Source organism: Streptomyces formicae (assembly GCF_002556545.1).
Lineage (GTDB): Bacteria > Actinomycetota > Actinomycetes > Streptomycetales > Streptomycetaceae > Streptomyces > Streptomyces formicae_A.
Genome location: NZ_CP022685.1, coordinates 6,919,464 through 6,941,862 on the forward strand (window position 1 = coordinate 6,919,464; position 22,399 = coordinate 6,941,862).

Genomic DNA, 22,399 nt, shown 5'->3' on the forward strand with positions numbered 1-22,399 from the left:
CAACCTGACCGAGACCTCGACCCCGGCTCCGGGTGGGCAGGCCGGTGCCTAGACGCTCGCTGCCCACTCGTAGCGATGCTCGGGGCGGCCGGTGTCGCCGTACTTGAGGCTCAGCCTGACCCGGCCCGCGCGCTCCAGGAGCTTCAGATAGCGCTGTGCCGTCTGACGGCTCAGCCGGGTGTGGTCCGCCAGCTCCTGGGCCGAGAGCGGCCCCTCAGCGGCCATCAGGGCCCTGCGCACCAGCTCCGCCGTGGTGGGGGAGTGCCCCTTGGGCAGGTCGGGCGCCGTGGTCGCCGAGAGGGCGCCGAAGATCCGGTCGACCTCGGCCTGTTCTGCCTCGCCGCCGCCGTCCAGGGTGCGGCGCAGGGTCGCGTACGCGTCGAGCTTGGCGCGCAGGCCCGCGTAGGAGAACGGCTTGACCAGGTACTGGAGCGCGCCGTGCCGCATCGCCGCCTGCACCGTGGCCACGTCGCGCGCCGCGGTCACCATGATCACGTCGGTCTGGTGGCCGCGCTCACGCAACGTACGTACGACCGAGAGGCCCGTCTCGTCCGGCAGGTAATGGTCCAGCAGGACCAGGTCCACGGGGACGTCCTCGACGAGCCGGAGCGCCTCGGCCGCGTTGTGCGCCTTCGCCGCCACTCGGAAGCCGGGGATCTTCGCGACATAGGCGGCGTTGACGTCGGCGACCCGGACGTCGTCGTCCACGACCAGGACCTCGATCATCGTGCTTCCTCCGTGGTGGCGAGCTCGGGCTCGGTGAGCGCTTCGGGCAGGACGACGGTGAACTCGGCGCCGCCCTCGGGCGTCTCGCCGACCCGGGCGCTGCCGCCCTGCCGCTCGGCGAGCCTGCGCACCAGGGCGAGGCCGATGCCACGCTTGCCGTGCGCCGGGGGCTCCTTGGTGCTCCAGCCCTCGGTGAAGATCGTCTCGCGCTGCTCTGCGGGCACTCCGGGACCGGTGTCACGCACCCGCAGGACGACGGAGCGTCCCTCGGCGCGCACGGCGACCTCCACGCGTGCGTGGCGGGTGCCCGCGGCCGCGTCGAGTGCGTTGTCCACGAGGTTGCCGACGATCGTGACCAGACCGCCCGGGTCGACGAGCCGGTCCGGGAGCGCGGTGTCGCGCGGCACGTCGAGGGCGACGCCGCGCTCCGCCGCGACCGTGGCCTTGCCGACCAGGAGGGCCGCGAGCAGCGGGTCGCGGATCTTCTCGGTGATCTGCTCGGCGGTCACCCGGTGCGCGCCCGCCACCTCGCCGACGAACTCGGCGGCCTCCTCGTACATCTCCAGTTCGAGCAGGCCGAGGAGGGTGTGCATGCGGTTGGCGTGTTCGTGGTCCTGGGCGCGCAGGGCGTCGATGAGGCCGCGGGTGGAGTCGAGTTCGCGGCCGAGCTGTTCCAGCTCCGTGCGGTCGCGCAGGGTGGCCACGGCGCCGCCGTCGTCGGTGGGCATGCGGTTGGCGATGAGGACGCGCTGACCGCGCACGGTCAGGAGGTCGGTGCCGGTGACCCGCCCCGCGAGGACGTCGGTCGTGCGTCCCTCGCCGAGGGCCTCGTCCAGCGGCTTCCCGATCGCCTCGCCGTCGAGGCCCAGGAGGCGCTGCGCCTCGTCGTTGAGCAGCCGGATCCTGCCCCCTCGGTCCAGGGCGACGACGCCCTCGCGGATGCCGTGGAGCATGGCCTCGCGCTCCGCGAGCAGCGCGGAGATGTCCGAGAAGGCGAGGTCGCGGGTCTGCTTCTGCACCCTTCGGGAGATCAGGTACGCGGCGAGCGCGCCGACCGCTAGCGCCCCTCCCGCGTAGGCGAGCAGCCCGGGGATGGAGTGGATCAGGCGGGCGCGCACGCTGTCGTACTCGATGCCTACGGAGACGGCGCCCACGATGCGCCCCTCCGCGTCGCGCAGCGGCACCTTGCCGCGGGCGGAGCGGCCCAGGGTCCCGTTGTCGATCTCCATGACGTCCTGGCCCGCGAGCGCGTCACTGGGGTCGGTGGAGACGACCTTGCCGATCTGGTCCGGGTCGGTGTGGGACCAGCGCACCCCGTCCTTGTTCATGATCACGACGTACTCGGCGCCGCTGGCCCTGCGGATCCGGTCGGCAGCGGTCTGTACGGCGCCGTCCGGCCGCGGAGCCGTGGACTCCAGATCCTCGGCGATCTCCGGCTGGGCCGCCGTGGTCTGCGCGATGGCGAGTGCGCGACGCATCGCCTGGTCGTCGAGCTGGTCGCTGAGCGGCGCGAGGAAGAGCCCCGTGGCGAGCACCGCGACCCCGGCGGCGATCGCCAGCTGCATCAGCAGGACCTGCGAGAACACGCGCCGGGGCAGGCCGAGGCGGAGGCGTCGCGCAGGGGAGGTCGGGCTCATGGTTACGAACGGTACGGCCGGGGGCGGGCTACTCCGTAGTCACTGTGGCGGGGATCTCGTGCGTGATCTCCCGTACCGCCACCACGTCCATCCGCGCCGGAGACCCGAGGGTCCCGCCGCAGCTCTCCGGGCGGGGCGGCAGTGAGCCTCCCTGGGCGACGAGGACCCGCCAGCGGCGGCCGTCGGCGTGGGCGACGGTCACCTGCCAGCGCGGGGCCGTGCCGTCCGTGTGCGCGACGCTCAGGGCTCCCGCGGCGTCCTCGCCCGTCGCGGTGCGCACCGCGAGTTCGGCGGCCTGTCCCGGGCGCTCCCAGGCGGAGCTGCCCCTGCACCCTTCGGTGACGACGCGGCCGGTGCGGACCGCGGCGAGGATCTCCTTGACAGCGTCCGCACCGGCCCTGCCGTACGCGTACCCGTACGGCAGCACGAGCAGCGTGGGGGAGAAGCGGTGGCCGCCCAGGTGAGTGACCTCCCAGACGCCCTCTTCGCCGAGCGAGGCGAGTTCGGCGGCCAGCGGCCTGCCGAGCAGGGCGCAGCAACGGTCGCGCTTGCCGTTGGTGCAGACGAGGGCGAGTGGGGCTCCGGTGTGCGGGGTGCCGAATCCGCCGTGTTCACCGGCGCCGAGGGCCGTGAAGTCCAGGTCCAGCAACTGCCGTGGGTCGTCGACCACTTGGCCGCGCAGCCAGGTGCGGCCCGGTGCGGTGTGGGCGATGTACACGCGGTGCCGGGTGGGTGCGTGACAGTCGGCGTGCCGCCCTGGGCGGCGGATGAGTGCGACGCGTACGCCGGTGCCCTCCGCGGCCCGCTCCAGGGCGCGGCCGACCTCGGGATCGAGATGGCTGGATGTCAGCGCCTTGGCACCCCAGGGGCCGGGTTGTTCGAGGAGGAGCCATGTCCTGGCGGTGGCGGCGGTCCCCGCGAGCGGCTCGTTCAGGTCCCGCGATGCGGTGGCGCACGTACTCACGCAGGCGAGCCTAACCCGCGCTCCGCCCCGGGCCGTTCACGCCTCGTCGAAGGACTCAGGCCGTTCACGAAGAGGACGACGACGAAGCGCACGAAGAGGACGACGGCGAAGAGGACGATGATAGTGATTAAGAAGAGGACGACGACAGTGGCTAATCGGAAGCGGACGGCATGGGCTGGGGCGGACGTGCGCCCACGTACTGGCCGCTGGGACGCATCCGCAGCGGCCGTTCGTCGTACTCCTCCAGGGCGTGCGCGATCCAGCCCGCCGTACGGGCCACCGCGAAGATCGTCTCGCCTGCTTCCGCGGGCATCCCCGAGGAGGCGCTGAGGACGGCCAGGGCGAGGTCGACGTTGGCGTGCAGGTTCGTGTGGCGGGCGGTGGTGGCCACCACGTCGCGGGCCGCGGCGAGGGCAGGACCGGCCGACGGCATCTCCTTCAGGAGGCCGAACAGCGCCTGCGCGCGCGGGTCTTCGCCCGGGTAGAGGCGGTGGCCGAGCCCGGGGACCCGGCGTCCCGCGCGCAGTTCGTCGGCCACTACGGGGGTCGCGCTGCCCCGGTCGAGCACGTCGAGGAGCATGCGGTGGGCCAGACCGCTGGCCGCGCCGTGCAGCGGGCCCTCCAGGACGCCGAGTCCGGCCGAGACCGCCGCGTAGGGGTGGGCGCGAGCGGAGGCGGCGACGCGGACGGCGAGCGTCGAGGCCGCGAGGTCGTGGTCGACGAGCAGCGCGAGGGCGGTGTCCAGGGCGTGCAGCGAGGCGGCGTCGGGCTTGTGGCCGGTCAGCCGCGCCCACAGGCGTCGCGCCAGCGGGCCCTCGTCCTTGTGGCCGGGAAGGACCGGTGGGAGCGCGGCGACCAGCGTGGGGATCAGGGAGCGCGCGGTGCCGATGACGGCCTCTTCGGAGAGGTCGAAACGGAGCGGGTCGGCGGCCGCGGCGGAGATCGCGGCGACGCGCAGCCGGTCCGTCGGACCGCTGTGCTCGGGCAGCGCGTTGACCGCGCGGCGGGCCGTGGTGACGGTCTCCTTGGGGGCGACGAAGCCGATGCCGGGGCGCAGGACGCCGGTCCACAGCCACTCGGCCACCTCTTCGTAGGAGTGGGTCAGGGCGAGCTGTGCCGCGTCGACGCCGCGGTAGTAGTAGCGGTCCTTGTCGATCAACGTGATGCGGGTGCGTACGGAGAGTTCGTTGGCGGTGGTCGGAGCGGCGGGTTCCCGTCTGTTCCTGCGGGCCAGCGCCTCGACCTCCTTGGGGTCGAAGGTGCTGCCCCGTGAACCGGCGCCGCGGCTGCTGCCGAGCTGGCCTCGGCTCACGTACGCGTACACGGTCTCGGGCTTCACGCCGAGCAGTTCGGCGGCCTCCTTGGTGCTGAGCCGCCGACCCTCGCGCGGGGTTCCTTGATCCGTCATGGGCGTCACCGTATCCGCATCCTGACGACTGGACTTGCACATTGATTCAATCAATATTGACAGGTCTTCAATCAATCATGGACAGTCACATCAAGTCCAGGGAGGAAGTCGAGGAAGAACATGCCGATCAATGGCTCCACCGCCACCCCCGCCGAGCCGGTCGAGGTCCCACGAGGACTCGCCGGTGTCGTCGTCACCGAGACAGAGCTCGGAGACGTCAGGGGACACGAGGGCTTCTACCACTACCGCCAGTACTCGGCCGTCGAGCTCGCGCAGAGCCGCAGCTTCGAGGACGTATGGCATCTGATGTTCCACGGCGAGCTGCCGGACGCGGGGCGGAGCGCCGCCTTCGCCGCGCGGACCGCGTCGCTGCGGCACCTGCCCGACGAGGTGCGCGAGGCGCTGCCCGCCATCGCCAGGGCCAGCGCGCTGTCGGGGCCGCTCTCCGGGCTGCGCACCGCCCTGTCGCTCTTCGGGGCGTCGAAGGGCTTCCGCCCCGTGTACGACATCGACGACGACCGGCGGCGCGAGGACGCCCTGGCCGCGGCCGCGGTGGTGCCCACCCTGCTCACGGCGCTCCACCGGCTCGGGCAGGGCCTCGAACCCGTCGAGCCGCGCGACGATCTGTCGTACGCCGCCAACTACCTGTACATGATGACCGGTTCGGAGCCGGATGCCGCCCGGGGGCGGGCGATCGAGCAGTACTTGATCTCGACCATTGATCACGGCTTCAACGCGTCAACCTTCACGGCGCGGGTCATCACGTCGACCGGTGCGGATGTGGCGGCCTGTCTGGTGGGCGCGGTCGGGGCGCTCTCCGGGCCGCTGCACGGCGGGGCGCCGAGCCGGGCCCTCGACACGCTCGACGCGATCGGCACGCGCGACCGCATCGACGGCTGGATCCGGGAGCGGGTCCTGGCGGGCGACCGCATCATGGGCTTCGGCCACCCCGTCTACCGCACCGAGGACCCGCGCTCGCGCATGCTGCGGGGCATCGCGGGGCGGTTCGGCGGGGACCTGGTCGAGTTCGCGATCGAGGTGGAGCGGCAGGTGGAGGCGATCCTGGCGGAGCTGAAGCCGGGGCGCGAACTGCACACGAACGTGGAGTTCTACGCCGGGGTCGTCATGGAGCTGTGCGGCCTGCCGCGCGAGATGTTCACGCCGACGTTCGCCGCGGCGCGGGTGGTGGGCTGGAGCGCCAACGTCCTGGAGCAGGCCCGGGATTCGAAGATCATTCGGCCTGCGGCGCGGTATGTGGGGGAGGTGCCGCCCGCTCCCGTACCGGCGCCTCAAGGGGAAGCCGGTGGCGCCTGCAGCCGGTCGGCGAAGGCCTGATCGAAGAGCTGGAACACCCGCCCCTCGGGGCTGTCGGGCGAGAGCTGCGCCTTGTGTGCCCTGGTGGCGTTCCAGTAGCGCCGGAACGTGCTGCTGTCGAGCAGGTTCTCGGCGTGGGCGATCAAGTCGTCCTCGGAGAAGCTGCCCCAGCTGTAGGCCAGTACGTAGTGGTTGAAGGTGAGGTTGGCGAAGAGGTTCTGGCGGAGTGCGGAATCCGGCTCCCCGCGGAAGTCGTTCCACACCGCGGCCAGGGAGGGGTCGTCCATGACCATCTGCGTCAGCTGGACGTGCAGCGTGCGCAGGTCGGCCTCCGCGCTGCGGTGCAGTTCGTCGCGCGAGGCGATCAGTTCCGCGCGCTGGAGGGAGAGTTCGAGCCGCTGCATCCGCAGTTCCCGCTGCTGGAAGAGGAGGGTGGCGACGAGCAGTAGCAGGGCGAGGCCGGAGAACACCGCGCTCACGCCGCCGAAGTAGTCCCCCAGTGAGCTGCGCTCCTCCGCCGTCCGCCGGTCGCCGTTGGTCGCCTCCACGCCGCGTATCAGCCAGCCGCTGACGGCTAAGGAGGCCACGCCCACGAGCGCGACCCCCGCGACGACGGCCGCGGTCCACGCGCCGACGGAGAGTGCGGTACGCCAAGCCTGCTGACGTGCCATCAGTCCCTCCCTGGGTTCGCGGAATTCTTCCCGTGGGCAGGGGGCGGAAACGTGCCCGGCCCCTGTGGAGGGGCCGGGTGCGCGATCGCGGAGACGTCCGGCCCGGGGGGTGCCCCGGGCCGGACCTGCTACGCGTCGGGGATGTCGGACCTGGCCCGCAGGAGGGTCTCGCGGGTGATCACGACGATGCGCTGGTCCTGGCTGCAGACGAGGCCCGGTGGCAGGGCGTGCCGCAGGGTCTCGGTCGCGTCGGTCCCTATGACGGCGAAGTTCCCGTCGCTGAGCTCGAAGATGTCGGGACAGGTCTCTCCGGAGAGGCTGCCTCGTTGGCGTGGGGGAACGCCCAGCCTGCGTGCTATGTACGGCTTTCGGCCTAGACGGACGGCCATGACGGCCTCCTTGAGGGCGGGTGGAGATCGATGAAGTCGAGCTGTGCGTATCTGAACAGTCACCAAGGGTGATGGTGAAGGGCGCTGAATGACCGGGTCCGGTGCAGCGGGGGCGTCGAGCGGCTCAGGCCTCGGGGATGTCGACCTTGGCTCGGACGAGGGTCTCTCGGCTGACGACGACGATGCGCTCGTAGTCGGCGCATCCGGCGTCAGCGGGCAGTTCGCCCTTGAGCGCTTCGGTCTTGTCCGTCCCGATGACGGCGAAGTTCCCGTCGCTGAGCTCAAAGATGTCGGGGCAGGTCTGGCCGGTTGCGCTGCCCCGCAAGCGGGGAGGCACGCCGATGCGGCGCACGATGTTCAAAGGGATCCCTGTCCTCGGGCGATGGGTGCTGAGCTGGGTGGCGACAGGCTAGCCGCTAGATGCCGCGAGACGGTCCCAGTGTCATCCAACCGGCCCTATTCGACGGGAGGTTCGCCCACCACCCACCACTCGTCGGTGTCCGCTTCCTGTAGTTCGAGGTCCAGGCGATCCATCATGCGGCCCACTTTGGCCTCGTCGGAGGAGCGGTCCAGGCTGGCGCGATGGTGCCGCGTGGCATCCCAGTAGTGCCGGAAGATCGGGTTCTGGCACATCACCCGAAGGTGTCCGTGCAGCTCTCCCAGGCTCATGGCGCCGATCCGATGGGCATGCAGCGCGTTGATGTACAGAGCGTTGGCGAAGAGGAACTGGCGTTGGCGCTCAGGTGGGATCTCCTCCTCGTAGGTGTTCAGGACCGCCGCGAGCGAGGCGTCCCCCATCGCCTTGCACAGGAGGTCGAAGTGGAGCCGGTGCTGTTCGGTGAGGGCCGCGTTCCTGCGTTGTGCGGCCTGGGCCAGGCGTTCGTGTTCGGCGGCCCTGCGGTCGTGTTCCTCGAGGTGCGCCGACCGGCGCCACCCTTTGCCGCGGAGCAGCAGGAACGTTCCAGCCGCGAATGAGAGCCCCGCCGTCGCGGCCGGACCCACCTCCCGTGTCCAAGATTTCAGTGTGGCCATGTCAACCCCCCGAATAGGCGACCGTCCGCCGGTCGTCGGGATGCGGGTCGACAGGGAGCGGACCGGCGAGCGATGGGCGGTGCGCTTGCCGTCTCCCAGGGTGCCGAGCGGCTCTGATCGGCGGGGAGGCGGAGAGGCGGCGCACGGAAGGAAGCGGTGGTCGCACATCCGGGCGCCGTGCCCAATGTGTGCCCCGCGAGCGCCGCTAACAATCGTTCACTCCGCGACCCTCTCCGCGCACATATCCTGGGACGGTCTTCCATCGTCGTACGGGATTCGATGAGGTCCGACGAGGCCCGACGAGATCCGGCGCGACGCGCAGAAGCGTCGACACGAGAGGCCCACGTGAACAAGCAGCAGATCCCGGTCGTCGTCCTCGCCGGTTTCCTCGGCTCGGGAAAGACGACCCTGCTGAACCATCTGCTGCACCGCAGCGGCGGCACCCGGATCGGGGCGATCGTCAACGACTTCGGCTCGATCGAGATCGACGCCATGTCGGTCGCGGGGCAGCTCGGGGACTCGACGGTCTCGCTCGGCAACGGATGTCTGTGCTGCGCGGTCGACGCCAGCGAACTCGACGAGTACCTGGACCGGCTCGCCAGGCCCGCCGCGGGGATCGACGTCATCGTCATCGAGGCGAGCGGGCTCGCGGAGCCGCAGGAGCTCGTGAAGATGCTCCTCGCCAGCGAGAACCCGCACATCGTGTACGGCGGGATCGTCGAGGTCGTCGACGCCGCAGAGTTCGACGCCACCCGGGAGCGGCACCCCGAGGTCGATCGCCATCTGGGCATCGCCGATCTCGTCGTGGTCAACAAGGCCGACCGGGTGTCCGACGAGGAGCGTGAGGGCGTCCTCGGGGTCGTGGGAGGGCTGACGGACCGGGCGGCCGTGGTGTCCGCCTCGTACGGGCGAGTGGACGTGGAGATGCTCCTCGACCGGAAGCCCGTGGGGGAGCGGATCGGGCAGCTGTCGTTCGAGGACCTGCGCGAGGACACACGCGACGAGGGAGACGGCTGCGGGCATGACGGTTGCGGGCATGACGGGAACGCGCACTCCGCGAGTGACTGCGGGCACGAAGGCCACCTGCACACCGCCTACGAAAGCCTCTCCTTCGTCTCCGAAGTGCCCCTGGGGCCGCGCCCCTTGATGGCGCTTCTCGACAGCAGGCCCGAAGGGCTCTACCGCATCAAGGGGTACGTCGATTTTGGTCCTGCCGACCCGAGGAACCGGTACGAGGTGCACGCCGTGGGGCGGTTCCTGCGGTTCTACCCTGAGCCGTGGGGCCCGGGGGAGGCGCGGCTGACCCAGCTCGTGCTCATCGGGTCGGGCGTCGACGTGCCGGCTCTGGAGAAGGAGCTCGAGGCCTGTCGCGAGGACGCCCCACACGCCGATGAGCAGGGCATGTGGGGCGTACTGCGGTACGTCCAGGAGCCGGACGCCGAGAGCTAGCGGCTACCAGCCGCTGATCACACCGGGCCCGCCACCGAAGCCACCGGCTTCGCCAGGGAGACGCCCGAGCCGTCGCGGCGCGGGTCGATCTCCGGAAGCTCGGCGGGCGCGCCGTTGCGCTGTGCCGCGTGCGGCGGCGTCGGGCCCGCCCAGCCGAAGCTCAGGCAGTCCTCGCCCTTCAGGAACCGCTGCACCCGGACACCGCCCGTGGCGCGGCCCTTGCGGGGGTACTGGTCGAACGGCGTGAGCTTCGCCGTCGTCTGCACCGAGTCGTCGAGCGTGCCGCGCGAGCCCGCCACCGTGAACACGACCGCGTCGACCGCCGGGTCCACCGCGGTGAAGGAGATGACCTTCACGCCGTCGGCGAGCTTGATGCCCGTCATGCCGCCCGCGGGGCGGCCCTGCGGGCGGACCTGGGACGCCTGGTAGCGCAGCAGCTGGGCGTCGTCCGTGATGAAGACCAGGTCCTCCTCGCCGGTGCGCAGCTCGGCCGCGCCGACGATCCGGTCGCCGTCCTTGAGGGTGATGACCTCCAACTCGTCCTTGTTGGACGGGTAGTCGGGGACCACGCGCTTGACGACGCCCTGCTCGGTGCCGAGCGCGAGGCCCGGCGAGGACTCGTCGAGCGTCATCAGGCAGATCAGCTTCTCGTCCCCTTCCAGGGAGAGCAGCTCCGAGACGGGCGCCCCGCCGGAGAGGTTGGGCGTGCCCGCCGTCTCCGGAAGCTGCGGGAGGTCCACTACGGAGAGGCGCAGCAGCCGTCCCTCGGAGGTGACGGCGCCGACCTCGCCGCGGGCCGTCGCGGGGACCGCGGAGACGATCACGTCGTGCTTGACGCGCTTGGCGTCGCCTTCCGCGAAGGGCTCGCCGTTGGCCGTACGGGCGAGCAGGCCCGTCGACGACAGGAGGACCCGGCACGGGTCGTCCGCGACCTGGAGGGAGACCGAGGCCACGGGGGTGCCCGCCGACTCCAGGAGCACCGTGCGCCGGTCGGTGGCGAACTTCTTGGCGACGGCGGCCAGTTCGGTGGAGACGAGCTTGCGCAGCTCGGTGTCCGACTCCAGGATCCCGGTCAGCTCGTCGATCTCGCCGTTGAGCCGGTCGCGCTCGGACTCCAGCTCGATGCGGTCGTACTTGGTCAGTCGGCGCAGCGGCGTGTCCAGGATGTACTGCGTCTGGATGTCGCTCAGCGAGAAGCGCTCCATCAGGCGCTCCTTGGCCTGCGCGGAGTTGTCGCTGGAGCGGATGAGGCGGATGACCTCGTCGATGTCCAGGAGGGCGACCAGGATGCCCTCGACCAGGTGCAGCCGGTCGCGCTTCTTGCCGCGGCGGAACTCACTGCGGCGGCGCACCACGTCGAAGCGGTGGTCGAGGTAGACCTCGAGGAGCTCCTTGAGGCCGAGCGTGAGCGGCTGGCCGTCCACCAGCGCCACGTTGTTGATGCCGAAGGACTCCTCCATCGGCGTCAGCTTGTAGAGCTGCTCCAGGACGGCCTCGGGGACGAAGCCGTTCTTGATCTCGATGACGAGGCGCAGGCCGTGCGAACGGTCGGTGAGGTCCTTGACGTCGGCGATGCCCTGCAGCTTCTTGGAGCCGACCAGGTCCTTGATCTTGGAGATCACCTTCTCCGGGCCGACGGTGAACGGCAGTTCGGTGACGACCAGGCCCTTGCGGCGCGCCGACACGTTCTCCACGGAGACCGTCGCGCGGGTCTTGAAGGTGCCTCGGCCGGATTCGTACGCGTCCTTGATGCCGCCGAGGCCGACGATCCGGCCGCCCGTGGGCAGGTCGGGGCCCGGCACGAACTTCATCAGCGTGTCGAGGTCGGCGCCCGGGTGCTTGATCAGGTGCCGGGCGGCGGCGATGACCTCGCCGAGGTTGTGCGGCGGCATGTTCGTCGCCATGCCGACCGCGATGCCCGACGCGCCGTTGACCAGGAGGTTCGGGTAGGCCGCCGGGAGAGTGACCGGCTCCATCTCCTGGCCGTCGTAGTTCGGCTCGAAGTCGACCGTGTTCTCGTCGATCGACTCCGTCATCAGGGAGGTGGCGTCGGCCATCTTGCACTCGGTGTACCGCATGGCGGCCGGCGGGTCGTCGTTGCCGAGCGAGCCGAAGTTGCCGTGGCCGTCCACCAGGGGCAGGCGCATCGAGAAGGGCTGGGCCATGCGGACCAGCGCGTCGTAGATCGACGCGTCGCCATGGGGGTGCAACTTACCCATGACCTCGCCGACGACACGGGCACACTTCACGTAGCCGCGGTCGGGGCGCAGGCCCATCTCGTTCATCTGGTAGACGATCCGGCGGTGCACCGGCTTCATGCCGTCGCGGGCGTCCGGCAGGGCGCGGGAGTAGATGACCGAATACGCGTACTCGAGGAAGGAGCCCTGCATCTCGTCGACGACGTCGATGTCGAGGATCTTCTCCTCGTACGAGTCTTCGGGCGGCGGGGTCTTCGTGCTGCGGCGGGCCATCGCTGCTGCGGCTCCTTCACCAAGCAAGTGCGGGATCTGACGCCGACCATTGTGGACCGTCCCACTGACAACGCCGACCACGACCCGTGCTCCGGCGCCGTCACGCGTCGACTACGCCGAGGGCGGAGCGGGAACTTCCTCAGGTGTCGGCACGCTTGCATACAGTGTCAGGACTGGCAGAACCAGCAATGTTTCAGCGATCGAAGGGACGTACATGCCCATGGGTCACACGGCCACAGCCGAGGCCGGCTCCGGCGGGCTGACAGCGACCGAGCACCGGCTGGCCAACGGCCTGCGCGTGGTGCTCTCCGAGGACCACCTGACCCCGGTCGCCGCGGTCTGCCTCTGGTACGACGTCGGATCCCGTCACGAGGTCAAGGGGCGAACCGGCCTCGCGCACCTCTTCGAGCACCTCATGTTCCAGGGTTCCCAGCAGGTGCACGGCAACGGCCACTTCGAACTGGTCCAGGGAGCGGGCGGTTCGCTCAACGGCACCACGAGCTTCGAGCGCACCAACTACTTCGAGACGATGCCGGCCCACCAGCTGGAGCTGGCCCTGTGGCTGGAGGCCGACCGGATGGGCTCGCTGCTCTCCGCGCTCGACGAAGAGTCCATGGAGAACCAGCGCGACGTCGTCAAGAACGAGCGCCGCCAGCGCTACGACAACGTTCCGTACGGCACGGCGTTCGAGAAGCTGACCGCTCTCTCGTACCCGGAGGGCCACCCGTACCACCACACGCCGATCGGCTCCATGGCCGACCTGGACGCGGCCACGCTGGAAGACGCCCGCGACTTCTTCCGTACGTACTACGCGCCCAACAACGCCGTCCTCTCCGTAGTCGGCGACATCGACCCGGAGCAGACGCTCGCCTGGGTCGAGAAGTACTTCGGGTCGATCCCCTCGCACGACGGCAAGCAGCCGCCGCGCGACGGCTCCCTGCCCGAGCGCATCGGCGAGCAGCTGCGCGAGGTCGTCGAGGAAGAGGTCCCTGCCCGCGCCCTGATGGCCGCCTACCGGCTGCCGGAGGACGGCACGCGCGCGTGCGACGCGGCGGACCTGGCGCTCACGGTGCTCGGCAGCGGCGAGTCGTCGCGGCTCTACAACCGCCTGGTGCGCCGTGACCGTACGGCGGTCGCGGCCGGGTTCGGCCTGCTGCGGCTCGCCGGGGCGCCCTCGCTGGGCTGGCTGGACGTGAAGACCTCCGGCGACGTCGAGGTGCCGGTGATCGAGGCCGCCGTCGACGACGAGCTCGCCCGCTTCGCCGCGGAGGGCCCCACTCCGGAGGAGATGGAGCGCGCCCAGGCGCAGTTGGAGCGCGAGTGGCTCGACCGCCTCGGCACGGTCGCGGGCCGCGCCGACGAACTGTGCAGGTACGCCGTCCTGTTCGGTGACCCGCAGCTCGCCCTGACCGCCGTCCAGCGCGTTCTCGATGTGACCGCCGAGGAGGTCCAGGAGATCGCCAAGGCCCGCCTGCGCCCCGACAACCGCGCGGTGCTCGTGTACGAGCCGGTGACCCCCGAAGACGGCGCCGACGCCGACGCAGACGACGAGGAGGCGGCGAAGTGACCGAGGCCGCGACGATGCAGTTCCACCCGCAGCCCCAGGCGGGCACCGCCACTCCCTGGGCCTTCCCCGCCCCCGAGCGCGGCACCCTCACCAACGGCCTCACGGTGCTGCGCTGCCACCGCCCCGGCCAGCAGGTGATCGCCGTCGAGATCCACCTCGAAGCGCCTCTCGAAGCCGAGCCCGCGGGCCTCGACGGCGTGGCCACGATCATGGCGAGGGCCTTCAACGAGGGCACCGACAAGCACTCCGCCGAGGAGTTCGCCGCCGAGCTCGACCGCTGTGGCGCGACGCTCGACGCGCACGCCGACCACCCGGGCGTACGCGTGTCGCTCGAAGTCCCGGTCTCCCGGCTCTCGAAGGGGCTCGGCCTGGTCGCCGACGCGCTGCGCGCCCCGGCCTTCGCGGACAGCGAGATCGAGCGCCTGGTGGCCAACCGCCTGGACGAGATCCCGCACGAGGCGGCCAACCCGGCCCGCCGCGCCGCCAAGGAGCTCTCCCGGCAGCTCTTCCCCGCGACCTCGCGCATGTCGCGGCCGCGCCAGGGCAGCGAGGAGACGGTCTCGGCCATCGACTCGGCGGCCGTGCGGGCCTTCTACGAGAAGCACGTCAGGCCCGCGACGGCCACCCTCGTCGTGGTCGGCGACCTCACGGGCACCGACCTGGACGCCGTCCTCGCGGACACCGTCGGCGCCTGGACCGGTGACACGGCGGAGGCGCGTCCGGTGCCTCCGGTGACCGCCGACGACACCGGCCGCGTCGTGATCGTGCACCGCCCTGGCGCGGTGCAGACGCAGCTCCTGATCGGCCGCATCGGCGCCGACCGGCACGACCGCGTCTGGCCCGCCCAGGTGCTCGGTACGTACTGCCTGGGCGGCACCCTCACCTCGCGCCTGGACCGCGTCCTGCGCGAGGAGAAGGGATACACCTACGGCGTACGGGCGTTCGGCCAGGTGCTGCGCTCCGGGCCGGACGGCTCCGGCGCGGCGATGCTCGCCATCAGCGGCTCGGTCGACACGGCGTCCACGGGCCCGGCGCTCGACGACCTCTGGAAGGTGCTGCGCACGCTGGCCGCCGAGGGCCTCACGGACGCCGAGCGCGACGTGGCCGTGCAGAACCTGGTGGGCGTGGCCCCGCTCAAGTACGAGATGGCGGCCTCCGTGGCGGCCACGCTCGCCGACCAGGTCGAGCAGCACCTGCCGGACGACTTCCAGGCGCAGCTGTACCGGCGGCTCGCCGCCACCGGCACCGTGGAGGCCACCGCGGCCGTCGTGAACGCCTTCCCGGAGGACCGCCTGGTGACGATCCTCGTCGGCGACGCGGAGGAGATCGAGGAGCCCGTCAGGGCGCTCGGGATCGGCGAAGTGACCGTCGTCACGAGCTGAGGGGCAGTCAGGACATATCGGGACCCCGGTGGCCGAAGTGACCGCCGGGGTCCCCATATGTCCGAATTCATATGGAGGTTGCCTGTCTGCCGTGTGGCGTGCGCTACAAAAAGCTAGTTCTGTTTGGCGATTGAAAGACGGTCCGTTTAGCTTCGATCCGGCTGTCCGTCACGCAGTACGTCGCATCCGCGGCACCGGACAGTCATCGCCGAGTCCCCGTACGGCGCGAGCCAGGGGAGCCGGGGACCCACACGTCCCTGGGGTGAATCGGGAACCTTGCCGCCAGGCGAGGAACTCGTAGGAGACCTTCCTGCTCCGAACCCGTCAGCTAACCCGGTAGGCGAGAAGGAAGGAAAGGATCAGCCGCTTCATGGCGTTCACCCGTGCCACCGGGAAGCACCGTCGCCCGAGCCGCCTCACGCGTACCACCGCGAACGTAGCTGGCGTCGCCGCGCTCACCACCACCGGTGTCATCGGAGGGCTGGCCGCTCCGGCGCTCGCCGCCGAAGACGCCGCCGTCGAGCACACCGGCCTCACCCAGGCCATCTCCGTGGGCGACTCGCTCGCCGAGAGCGTCGACGCCCAGGCCGCCGCGCAGAAGCAGGCCGCCGCCGACGCCGCTGCCGCGAAGCAGGCCGAAGAGGCCGCCAAGAAGAAGGCGGCCGAGGAGAAGCGCAAGGCCGAGGCCAAGGCGAAGGCCAAGGCCAAGGAGGAGCGCGAGGCCAAGGAGCGCGCCGCCCGCGAGGCCGAGCGCAAGCGCCTGAACACCTACGTCGCCCCGATCTCCGGCTCGTACGTCTCCACGGGCTACCAGACCGGCGGCGCCATGTGGTCCTCCGGCAGCCACACCGGCATCGACTTCCACGCCGCGTCCGGCACCTCGGTCCACGCGGTGGGCTCCGGCACCGTCGTCGAGGCCGGCTGGGGCGGCGCCTACGGCAACAACGTGGTCATCAAGATGAACGACGGCACGTACACCCAGTACGGCCACATGTCGTCCCTCGGCGTCACCGTCGGCCAGACGGTCACCCCGGGCCAGCAGATCGGCCTCTCGGGCTCCACCGGCAACTCCAGTGGCCCCCACCTCCACTTCGAGGCCCGCACCGGCGCCGACTACGGCTCGGACATGGACCCCATCGCGTACCTGCGCGGGCACGGCGTCAACGTCTGACCCGTCGCCCCCTGAACGACGCACCGAATGCCCCGGCTCACCGAGCCGGGGCATTCGCCGTTTCCCGGCCCTTGTCCTTGGCCTTGCCCTTGGTCTTGGCTAAAAGGTATCCATGGATTTCGGTCCGCCGTCGGAAATTCCGGCGCCCTGCAATAGAGTCGACGGGCGAGCGTCAATCGACCGCGTTTCGCGGGGATTAAGGCGGAGGTTGGGTCATGCGCATTCCCGCGCAATCGGTCTGCACGGCCATCCGGGACGACATCGTCTCCGGCGTCCACGAACGGGGCGGCCGGCTCACCGAGGAGCTCCTCGCACGGCGCTACGGAGTCTCGCGCGTGCCCGTGCGCGAGGCGCTGCGCACCCTGGAGGCCGAGGGTTTCGTGGTGACCCGCAGGCACGCGGGCGCGTGCGTGGCCGAGCCCACCGAGCGGGAGGCCGCCGACCTCCTGGAGGTCAGGGCGCTGCTCGAACCGCTCGCTGCGGCGCGCGCGGCGCAGCACCGCACCGAGGCGCACCTCAAGGTCCTCCGCGGCCTGGTCAGGCTCGGCCAGGAGCGCTCACGGCGCGGGCAGGGGGAGGACCTGCGCTCGCTCGTGGGCTGGTTCCACGAGACGCTCGCCCAGGCGTCCGGCGGCCCCGGCATCGGCGTGCTCCTCACCCAGCTGCGGCGCAAGGTCGACTGGATGTACGTCCTGGAGGCGCGGGCGGCCTCTACGGAGTCGTGGTCCGAGCGGGCGGCGATCGTCGGCGCGGTGGCCCGCGGGGACGCGGAGCGCGCCAGGTCGCTGACCGCGGCGCACGTGGAGCGGGCGAAGGGCGCGTACCGATTGCGCCCGTCGGCGCGGGGCGACGGTGTGAGCGAAGTGCAACCTGCAGTAAACACGGCGGCGCTCCGGAATTAACACGGGCGCCGTATACAAGAAGTAGGTAAAGCGGGACGGCTCTCTTTTTATTCTCTCTACATACGTCGATGGGGTCGCCCGGAATTCCGGGCGACCCCATCGACGTATTTCGTGGAACGTGTCCGACGTGTCCTAGACCGTCTCCGGAAGCTCCTCGAGCCCCTCGGCGACGAGCTTCGCCAGACGGTCGAGGGCGGCGTCCGCACCCTCGGCGTCGGAGGCGAGCACGATCTCCTCGCCGCCCTGGGCGCCCAGGCCGAGCACCGCGAGCATCGAGGCGGCGTTGACCGGGTTGCCGTCGGCCTTGGCGATCGTCACGGGGACGCCGGCGGCCGTGGCCGCGCGGACGAAGATGGAGGCGGGTCGGGCGTGGAGGCCCTCGGCCCAGCCGACGTTGACGCGGCGCTCAGCCATGTGTTGCTGCCCTTCCAGGTGTTTCACACTTGTCTAGACCAGTGTCTCATGCCGTCACGGGTGGTCTGCCGGACGTACGTCCCGCTCCCGGTCGCCTTTCGACCTGTCCTAGCCTGCCCCGGCCCCAGCGGGCGCGCGACCCGTACCCTGGCCCCATGCAGAGCCCGTCGGATCAGCCGGATCGGCACGACTATCCCGCCCACTGGGAAGCCGATGTGGTGCTGCGCGACGGGGGCACCGCCCGGATCAGGCCCATCACGGCCGAGGACGCGGACCGTCTCGTCAGCTTCTACGAGCAGGTCTCGGACGAGTCGAAGTACTACCGGTTCTTCGCGCCCTACCCCCGCCTCTCCGCCAAGGACGTGCACCGGTTCACCCATCACGACCAGGTGGACCGCGTGGGGCTCGCGGCGACCGTCGGCGGCGAGTTCATCGCCACCGTGCGCTACGACCGCATCGACGGACGCGGCATGGCCGCCAGCGCGCCCGCCGACGAGGCCGAGGTCGCCTTCCTCGTGCAGGACGCCCACCAGGGCAGGGGAGTGGCCTCCACGCTCCTCGAGCACATCGCGGCCGTCGCCAGGGAGCGCGGCATCCGCCGCTTCGTGGCCGAGGTGCTGCCCGCCAACACCAAGATGATCAAGGTGTTCACGGACGCGGGCTACCAGCAGAAGCGCAGCTTCGAGGACGGCGTCGTACGCCTGGAGTTCGATCTGGAGCCGACCGACCGCTCGCTCGCCGTGCAGCGCGCCCGCGAGCACCGTGCCGAGGCGCGGTCCGTGCAGCGACTCCTGACCCCCCGCTCGGTCGCCGTGGTCGGCGTGGGCCGCGCCCCCGGCGGGGTCGGCCGCAGCGTGCTGCGCAACCTCCAGGAGGCCGGATACGCCGGTCGGCTGTACGCGGTGAACGGCGAGTTCGACGGCGACGGCGAGCTCGACGGGGTGCCCGCCCACCGCTCCGTGCGGGACATCGACACCGGTGAGCCGGTCGACCTCGCGGTCGTTGCGGTGCCCGCGGAACGGGTGCCGCGGGTCGTCGCCGAGTGCGGTGAGCGCGGCGTGCAGGGCCTGGTGGTGATCTCCGCGGGGTATGCGGAGAGCGGCGCCGAGGGGCGCGAGCGGCAGCGCGAACTGGTGCGCCAGGCACGGTCGTACGGCATGCGCATCATCGGCCCGAACGCCTTCGGGGTCATCAACACCTCTCCGGAGGTGCGGCTCAACGCCTCGCTCGCGCCCGAGGGACCCGCGCGCGGCAGGATCGGTCTGTTCACGCAGTCCGGCGCGATCGGCATCGCCCTGCTGTCCGGCCTCCACCGGAGGGGCGCGGGCCTCTCCACGTTCGTGGGTTCGGGCAACCGTGCGGACGTGTCGGGCAACGACGTCCTCCAGTACTGGTACGAGGACCCGGACACCGACGTCACGCTGATGTACCTGGAGACCATCGGCAACCCCCGCAAGTTCACCCGCCTCGCCCGCCGTTCGGCGAGCGCCAAGCCGCTCGTCGTGGTGCAGGGCGCCCGGCACAGCGGCATCGCGCCGACCGGGCACGCCGTGCAGCCCACGCGCCTGCCGCACGCCACCGTCTCCGCGCTGCTGCGCCAGGCGGGTGTCATCCGCGTCGACACGGTCACGGAGATGGTCGACGCGGGGCTGCTCCTCGCGGGCCAGCCGCTGCCCGCGGGGCCGCGCGTGGCGATCCTCGGCAACTCCGAGTCGCTCGGGCTCCTCACGTACGACGCGTGCGTGGCCGACGGGCTGCGGCCGCTGCCGCCGCGCGATCTGACGACCGGGGCGACGCCCGCGGACTTCAGGGCCGCGCTCGCCGACGCGTTGTCGGACGACGGGTGTGACGCGGTGATCGTCAACGCGATTCCGTGGGTGCGGGAGGACGGGGGCGCTGCCGACCCCGAGACCCTGGCCACGGAGTTGCGGGCCGCCGCCGCGCGCTGCTCTGCGAAGCCGGTCGCCGTGGTTCACGTCGAGCTTGGTGGGCTTGCTGCCGCGTTGGCCGCTGCTACTAGTACCCGGCCTGATGCTCCAGTACCGGTACTCCGCGACGGGGGTTGTGCCCACCCGTCCCGCCGTGCGGGACGCCTGCCCACAACAGGAGCGACTCACCCGGAGGACTACCGCATCCCCGCCTACCCCGCCGCCGAGCGGGCCGTGCGGGCCCTCTCCGAAGCGGTCAAGTACGCGCAGTGGCGGCGCGATGCCGCCGAGCCCGGGCGGGTGCACGAGTACGAGGACATCGACGAGGGCGGGGCCGCCGAGCGGATCGGGGAGCTGCTCGCCGGTGAGGACGATCCGCGCGGCGCCACCCTCGGCCAGGACGACGCCCACGAACTGCTCGGGCGCTACGGCATTCGCGTACGCCGCGCCCTGCCCGCGCCCGATCCGGACGCGGCCGCCGCGGCCGCCCGCACGCTCGGCTATCCCGTCGCCCTGAAGACCACGGCCCCGCACCTGCGCCACCGCGCCGACCTCGGCGGCGTCCGCCTCGACCTCGCGGACGAGGAGCAGTTGCGCAGGGCCTACCAGGAGTTGACCGACACCTTCGGCAAGCCCGCCGAGCTGCGTCCGGTCGTCCAGGGGATGGTCCCGCGCGGCGTCGACACCGTCGTCCGCGCGGTCATCGACCCGGCGGCCGGAGCGGTGCTCTCCTTCGGTCTCGCGGGCGCCGCCTCCGAGCTGCTCGGCGACACCGCCCACCGGCTCGTCCCGGTCACCGACCGGGAGGCGGGCTCCCTGATCAGATCCATCCGGACCGCTCCGCTCCTGTTCGGCTGGCGCGGCTCCGCCCCCGTGGACACCCCGGCCCTCGAAGAGCTGCTCCAGCGGGTCTCGCGGCTCGTCGACGACCACCCGGAGGTGGTCGGCGTCTCCCTGGAGCCCGTGGTCGTGGCCCCGCGAGGACTCTCCGTGCTCGGCGCCTCCGTGCGGCTCGCGCCCCCGCCCGCCCGCGACGACCTCGGGCCGCGCACCCTGCCCGGCTACTGAGCGGGACGCCCGAGCGCACCCGCCGGGCACCGGGGCCGCCACGGGGCACCGTGCGCCCCGCGCCGGGCCGTAGGATGGAGGGCATGGCAAAGACCGGTACGACGACCCAGGGGCTGCGCGCGGCGATCGAGCGCAGCGGCTACTACCCGGCCCTCGTGGCCGAGGCGGTGGAGGCCGCGATCGGCGGCGAGGCCATCGGGTCGTATCTGGTCCACCAGGAGACCACGTTCGACGCGAACGAGGTGCGTCGGCACGTCACGGTCCTCGTCCTGACCGGCACGCGCTTCATCGTCAGCCACACCGACGAGCAGGCGGCGGACAGCACGTCCCCGACGCCGTACGCGACGACCTCCACCGAGTCGGTCAAGATCGGCCGGATCTCGTCGGTCGTCGTCAGCCGCGTCGTCGCCAACCCGGAGAAGTACGTGCCGGGCGCGCTGCCCCGCGAGGTCGTCCTGACCATCGGCTGGGGCGCCGTCTCCCGCATCGACCTGGAGCCCGCGGCCTGCGGCGACCCCAACTGCGAGGCGGACCACGGGTACACCGGCAGCTCGACCGCCGACGACCTCAGCCTGCGCGTCAGCGAGGCGGGCGACGGCCCCGACGCCGTGCGCCAGACGCTGGCCTTCGCCCAGGCCCTGTCCGAGGCGACCGCGGAGACCGCCCGCTGATGTCCCTGCCCGCCTGGGACGACGTACAGCCGCTCGCCCTCGACACCGCCCCCGTGCCCGCGTACGGCGCCGGATCGCTCGCCGATCTGCTGCCCACGCTCATCGCCCACCAGGGAGTGCCCGGCTACGAGCAGCCCGTCATCCCCGAACTCGCCCCGGCCGACCGGAACTGCGTCTTCCTGATCGACGGCCTCGGCTGGGAGCAGCTCAAGGCCCATCCGGCCGAGGCGCCCTTCCTGACCTCGCTCATCGCGAGTTCGCGCGGCGGCACGGGGCAGCCCATCACCGCGGGCTTCCCGGCCACCACCGCGACCTCGCTCGCCTCGGTCGGCACGGGACTGCCGCCCGGCGCGCACGGCCTGCCCGGCTACACGGTCCGCAATCCGGCCACCGCGGAGCTGATGAACCAGCTCCGCTGGAACCCCTGGACCGACCCGCGCAAGTGGCAGCCGTACCCCACCGTCTTCCAGCAGGCGCACGCGGCGGGCGTCCACACCGCGCAGGTGTCGTCGCCGACCTTCGAGAACACCCCGCTCACCAAGATCGCCCTGAGCGGCGGATCCTTCCGGGGCAGGCTCTCCGGAGAGGACCGCATGGACCTCGCCGCCGCGCAACTGGCCGCGGGGGACCGGTCCTTGGTCTACACGTACTACGCGGAGGTGGACGGCAAGGGCCACCGCTTCGGAGTGGACTCCGACGCCTGGCGCGGCCAGCTCATGTACGTCGACCGGCTCGCCCAGCGCCTCGCCGAGCAACTGCCGCCGCGCAGCGCCCTGTACGTGACCGCCGACCACGGCATGCTAGACATCCCCTTCGACGACGCCTCGCGCATCGACTTCGACGAGGACTGGGAGCTGCGCGCGGGCGTCGCCCTGCTCGGCGGAGAGGGCCGCGCCCGGCACGTCTACGCGGTGCCCGGCGCCCAGAACGACGTCCTGACCGTCTGGCGCGAGGTGCTCGGCGAGCAGTTCTGGGTGGCCAGCAGGGACGAGGCGATCGCCGCGGGCTGGTTCGGTCCACACATTGATCAACGTGTGTACGACCGCATCGGCGACATCGTCGCCGCGGCCCACGACGACGTCGCGATCATCGCCACGGAGAAGGAGCCCAAGGAGTCCGCCCTGGTCGGCATGCACGGCTCCATGACCCCCGTCGAGCAGCTCGTGCCGCTCCTCGAAGTACGCTCCTAGCCGTACGCCCCCGCGGCGCCCCCTGCCGACGCCCTCCGACGACGC

General features: G+C 71.5%; 19 protein-coding genes and 1 riboswitch. Of the genes, 9 read left to right on the forward strand and 10 right to left on the reverse strand.

Translation table 11 applies throughout. The features are described from left to right. Positions 1-48 precede the first annotated feature (48 nt). From KY5_RS30325 to KY5_RS30340, 4 genes are all read right to left on the reverse strand, one after another. Positions 49-726, reverse strand: a complete 678-nt coding sequence (locus tag KY5_RS30325; protein ID WP_098245199.1) for a response regulator — start codon at positions 724-726, stop codon at positions 49-51. Beyond that, the gene (locus tag KY5_RS30330; RefSeq protein ID WP_098245200.1) at positions 723-2,363 is read right to left on the reverse strand and encodes an ATP-binding protein; all 1,641 of its coding nucleotides are present in this window, start codon (positions 2,361-2,363) and stop codon (positions 723-725) included. The genes KY5_RS30325 and KY5_RS30330 overlap by 4 nt, the downstream gene beginning before the upstream one ends. Positions 2,364-2,391: 28 nt before the next feature. Continuing rightward, entirely contained in the window at positions 2,392-3,327 is a 936-nt protein-coding gene (locus tag KY5_RS30335) for a sucrase ferredoxin (protein ID WP_098245201.1), read from the reverse strand. 151 nt (positions 3,328-3,478) lie between these two features. After that, positions 3,479-4,735 (reverse strand): citrate synthase family protein, encoded by a 1,257-nt coding sequence (locus KY5_RS30340; RefSeq protein WP_098245202.1) that lies wholly within the window; start codon positions 4,733-4,735, stop codon positions 3,479-3,481. Between the two features lie 120 nt (positions 4,736-4,855). On the opposite strand from KY5_RS30340, the gene KY5_RS30345 reads away from it, so the two are divergent. Then, positions 4,856-6,070 (forward strand): citrate synthase/methylcitrate synthase, encoded by a 1,215-nt coding sequence (locus KY5_RS30345; RefSeq protein ID WP_098245203.1) that lies wholly within the window; start codon positions 4,856-4,858, stop codon positions 6,068-6,070. Here KY5_RS30345 and KY5_RS30350 read toward each other — a convergent pair. From KY5_RS30350 to KY5_RS30365, 4 genes are all read right to left on the reverse strand, one after another. Then, on the reverse strand, positions 6,025-6,720 hold the full coding sequence (locus tag KY5_RS30350; protein ID WP_234362918.1) for a DUF6082 family protein: 696 nt from the start codon (positions 6,718-6,720) through the stop codon (positions 6,025-6,027). The two genes, KY5_RS30345 and KY5_RS30350, sit on opposite strands and share 46 nt — an antisense overlap. 128 nt (positions 6,721-6,848) lie before the next feature. Then, positions 6,849-7,109: a hypothetical protein gene (locus tag KY5_RS30355; protein ID WP_098245204.1), complete on the reverse strand. Its 261-nt coding sequence runs from the start codon at positions 7,107-7,109 to the stop codon at positions 6,849-6,851. Between the two features lie 124 nt (positions 7,110-7,233). Continuing rightward, positions 7,234-7,470 (reverse strand): hypothetical protein, encoded by a 237-nt coding sequence (locus KY5_RS30360; RefSeq protein ID WP_098245205.1) that lies wholly within the window; start codon positions 7,468-7,470, stop codon positions 7,234-7,236. A gap of 95 nt (positions 7,471-7,565) precedes the next feature. After that, a complete protein-coding gene (locus tag KY5_RS30365; RefSeq protein ID WP_199843306.1) occupies positions 7,566-8,141 on the reverse strand; it encodes a DUF6082 family protein in 576 nt (191 codons plus the stop codon). A gap of 345 nt (positions 8,142-8,486) precedes the next feature. Between KY5_RS30365 and KY5_RS30370 the strand changes: the two genes are divergently transcribed. Continuing rightward, on the forward strand, positions 8,487-9,590 hold the full coding sequence (locus KY5_RS30370; RefSeq protein ID WP_234362919.1) for a CobW family GTP-binding protein: 1,104 nt from the start codon (positions 8,487-8,489) through the stop codon (positions 9,588-9,590). Positions 9,591-9,607: 17 nt separating this feature from the next. Here the strand turns inward: KY5_RS30370 and KY5_RS30375 are convergent, their stop codons facing one another. Further along, on the reverse strand, positions 9,608-12,061 hold the full coding sequence (locus tag KY5_RS30375; RefSeq protein WP_098245207.1) for a DNA gyrase/topoisomerase IV subunit A: 2,454 nt from the start codon (positions 12,059-12,061) through the stop codon (positions 9,608-9,610). A 214-nt stretch (positions 12,062-12,275) separates the two neighbouring features. Between KY5_RS30375 and KY5_RS30380 the strand changes: the two genes are divergently transcribed. The 4 genes from KY5_RS30380 (at position 12,276) to KY5_RS30395 (ending at position 17,083) form a co-directional block, all read left to right on the forward strand. Next, on the forward strand, positions 12,276-13,628 hold the full coding sequence (locus tag KY5_RS30380; protein WP_098245208.1) for a M16 family metallopeptidase: 1,353 nt from the start codon (positions 12,276-12,278) through the stop codon (positions 13,626-13,628). Continuing rightward, positions 13,625-15,010, forward strand: a complete 1,386-nt coding sequence (locus tag KY5_RS30385) for a M16 family metallopeptidase (protein ID WP_098245209.1) — start codon at positions 13,625-13,627, stop codon at positions 15,008-15,010. The genes KY5_RS30380 and KY5_RS30385 overlap by 4 nt, the downstream gene beginning before the upstream one ends. A 196-nt stretch (positions 15,011-15,206) precedes the next feature. Then, a riboswitch (cyclic di-AMP (ydaO/yuaA leader) is annotated at positions 15,207-15,368 on the forward strand. Positions 15,369-15,380: 12 nt separating this feature from the next. Beyond that, positions 15,381-16,181 carry a M23 family metallopeptidase gene (locus KY5_RS30390; protein ID WP_098245210.1) on the forward strand — a complete coding sequence of 267 codons (801 nt, stop codon included), beginning with the start codon at positions 15,381-15,383 and terminating at the stop codon, positions 16,179-16,181. 215 nt (positions 16,182-16,396) lie between these two features. Next, positions 16,397-17,083, forward strand: coding sequence for a GntR family transcriptional regulator (locus KY5_RS30395; protein ID WP_098245211.1), 687 nt, complete (start codon positions 16,397-16,399; stop codon positions 17,081-17,083). Positions 17,084-17,215: 132 nt separating this feature from the next. Here the strand turns inward: KY5_RS30395 and KY5_RS30400 are convergent, their stop codons facing one another. Continuing rightward, positions 17,216-17,497 carry an HPr family phosphocarrier protein gene (locus tag KY5_RS30400; RefSeq protein WP_030021209.1) on the reverse strand — a complete coding sequence of 94 codons (282 nt, stop codon included), beginning with the start codon at positions 17,495-17,497 and terminating at the stop codon, positions 17,216-17,218. 155 nt (positions 17,498-17,652) lie between these two features. Between KY5_RS30400 and KY5_RS30410 the strand changes: the two genes are divergently transcribed. From KY5_RS30410 to KY5_RS30420, 3 genes are all read left to right on the forward strand, one after another. Next, on the forward strand, positions 17,653-20,493 hold the full coding sequence (locus tag KY5_RS30410; RefSeq protein ID WP_098245212.1) for a bifunctional GNAT family N-acetyltransferase/acetate--CoA ligase family protein: 2,841 nt from the start codon (positions 17,653-17,655) through the stop codon (positions 20,491-20,493). A gap of 83 nt (positions 20,494-20,576) precedes the next feature. Continuing rightward, entirely contained in the window at positions 20,577-21,164 is a 588-nt protein-coding gene (locus KY5_RS30415) for a DUF5998 family protein (protein ID WP_055544901.1), read from the forward strand. Further along, positions 21,164-22,354, forward strand: coding sequence for an alkaline phosphatase family protein (locus KY5_RS30420; RefSeq protein WP_098245213.1), 1,191 nt, complete (start codon positions 21,164-21,166; stop codon positions 22,352-22,354). Before KY5_RS30415 ends, KY5_RS30420 begins: the two co-directional genes overlap by 1 nt. Positions 22,355-22,399: the final 45 nt, after the last annotated feature.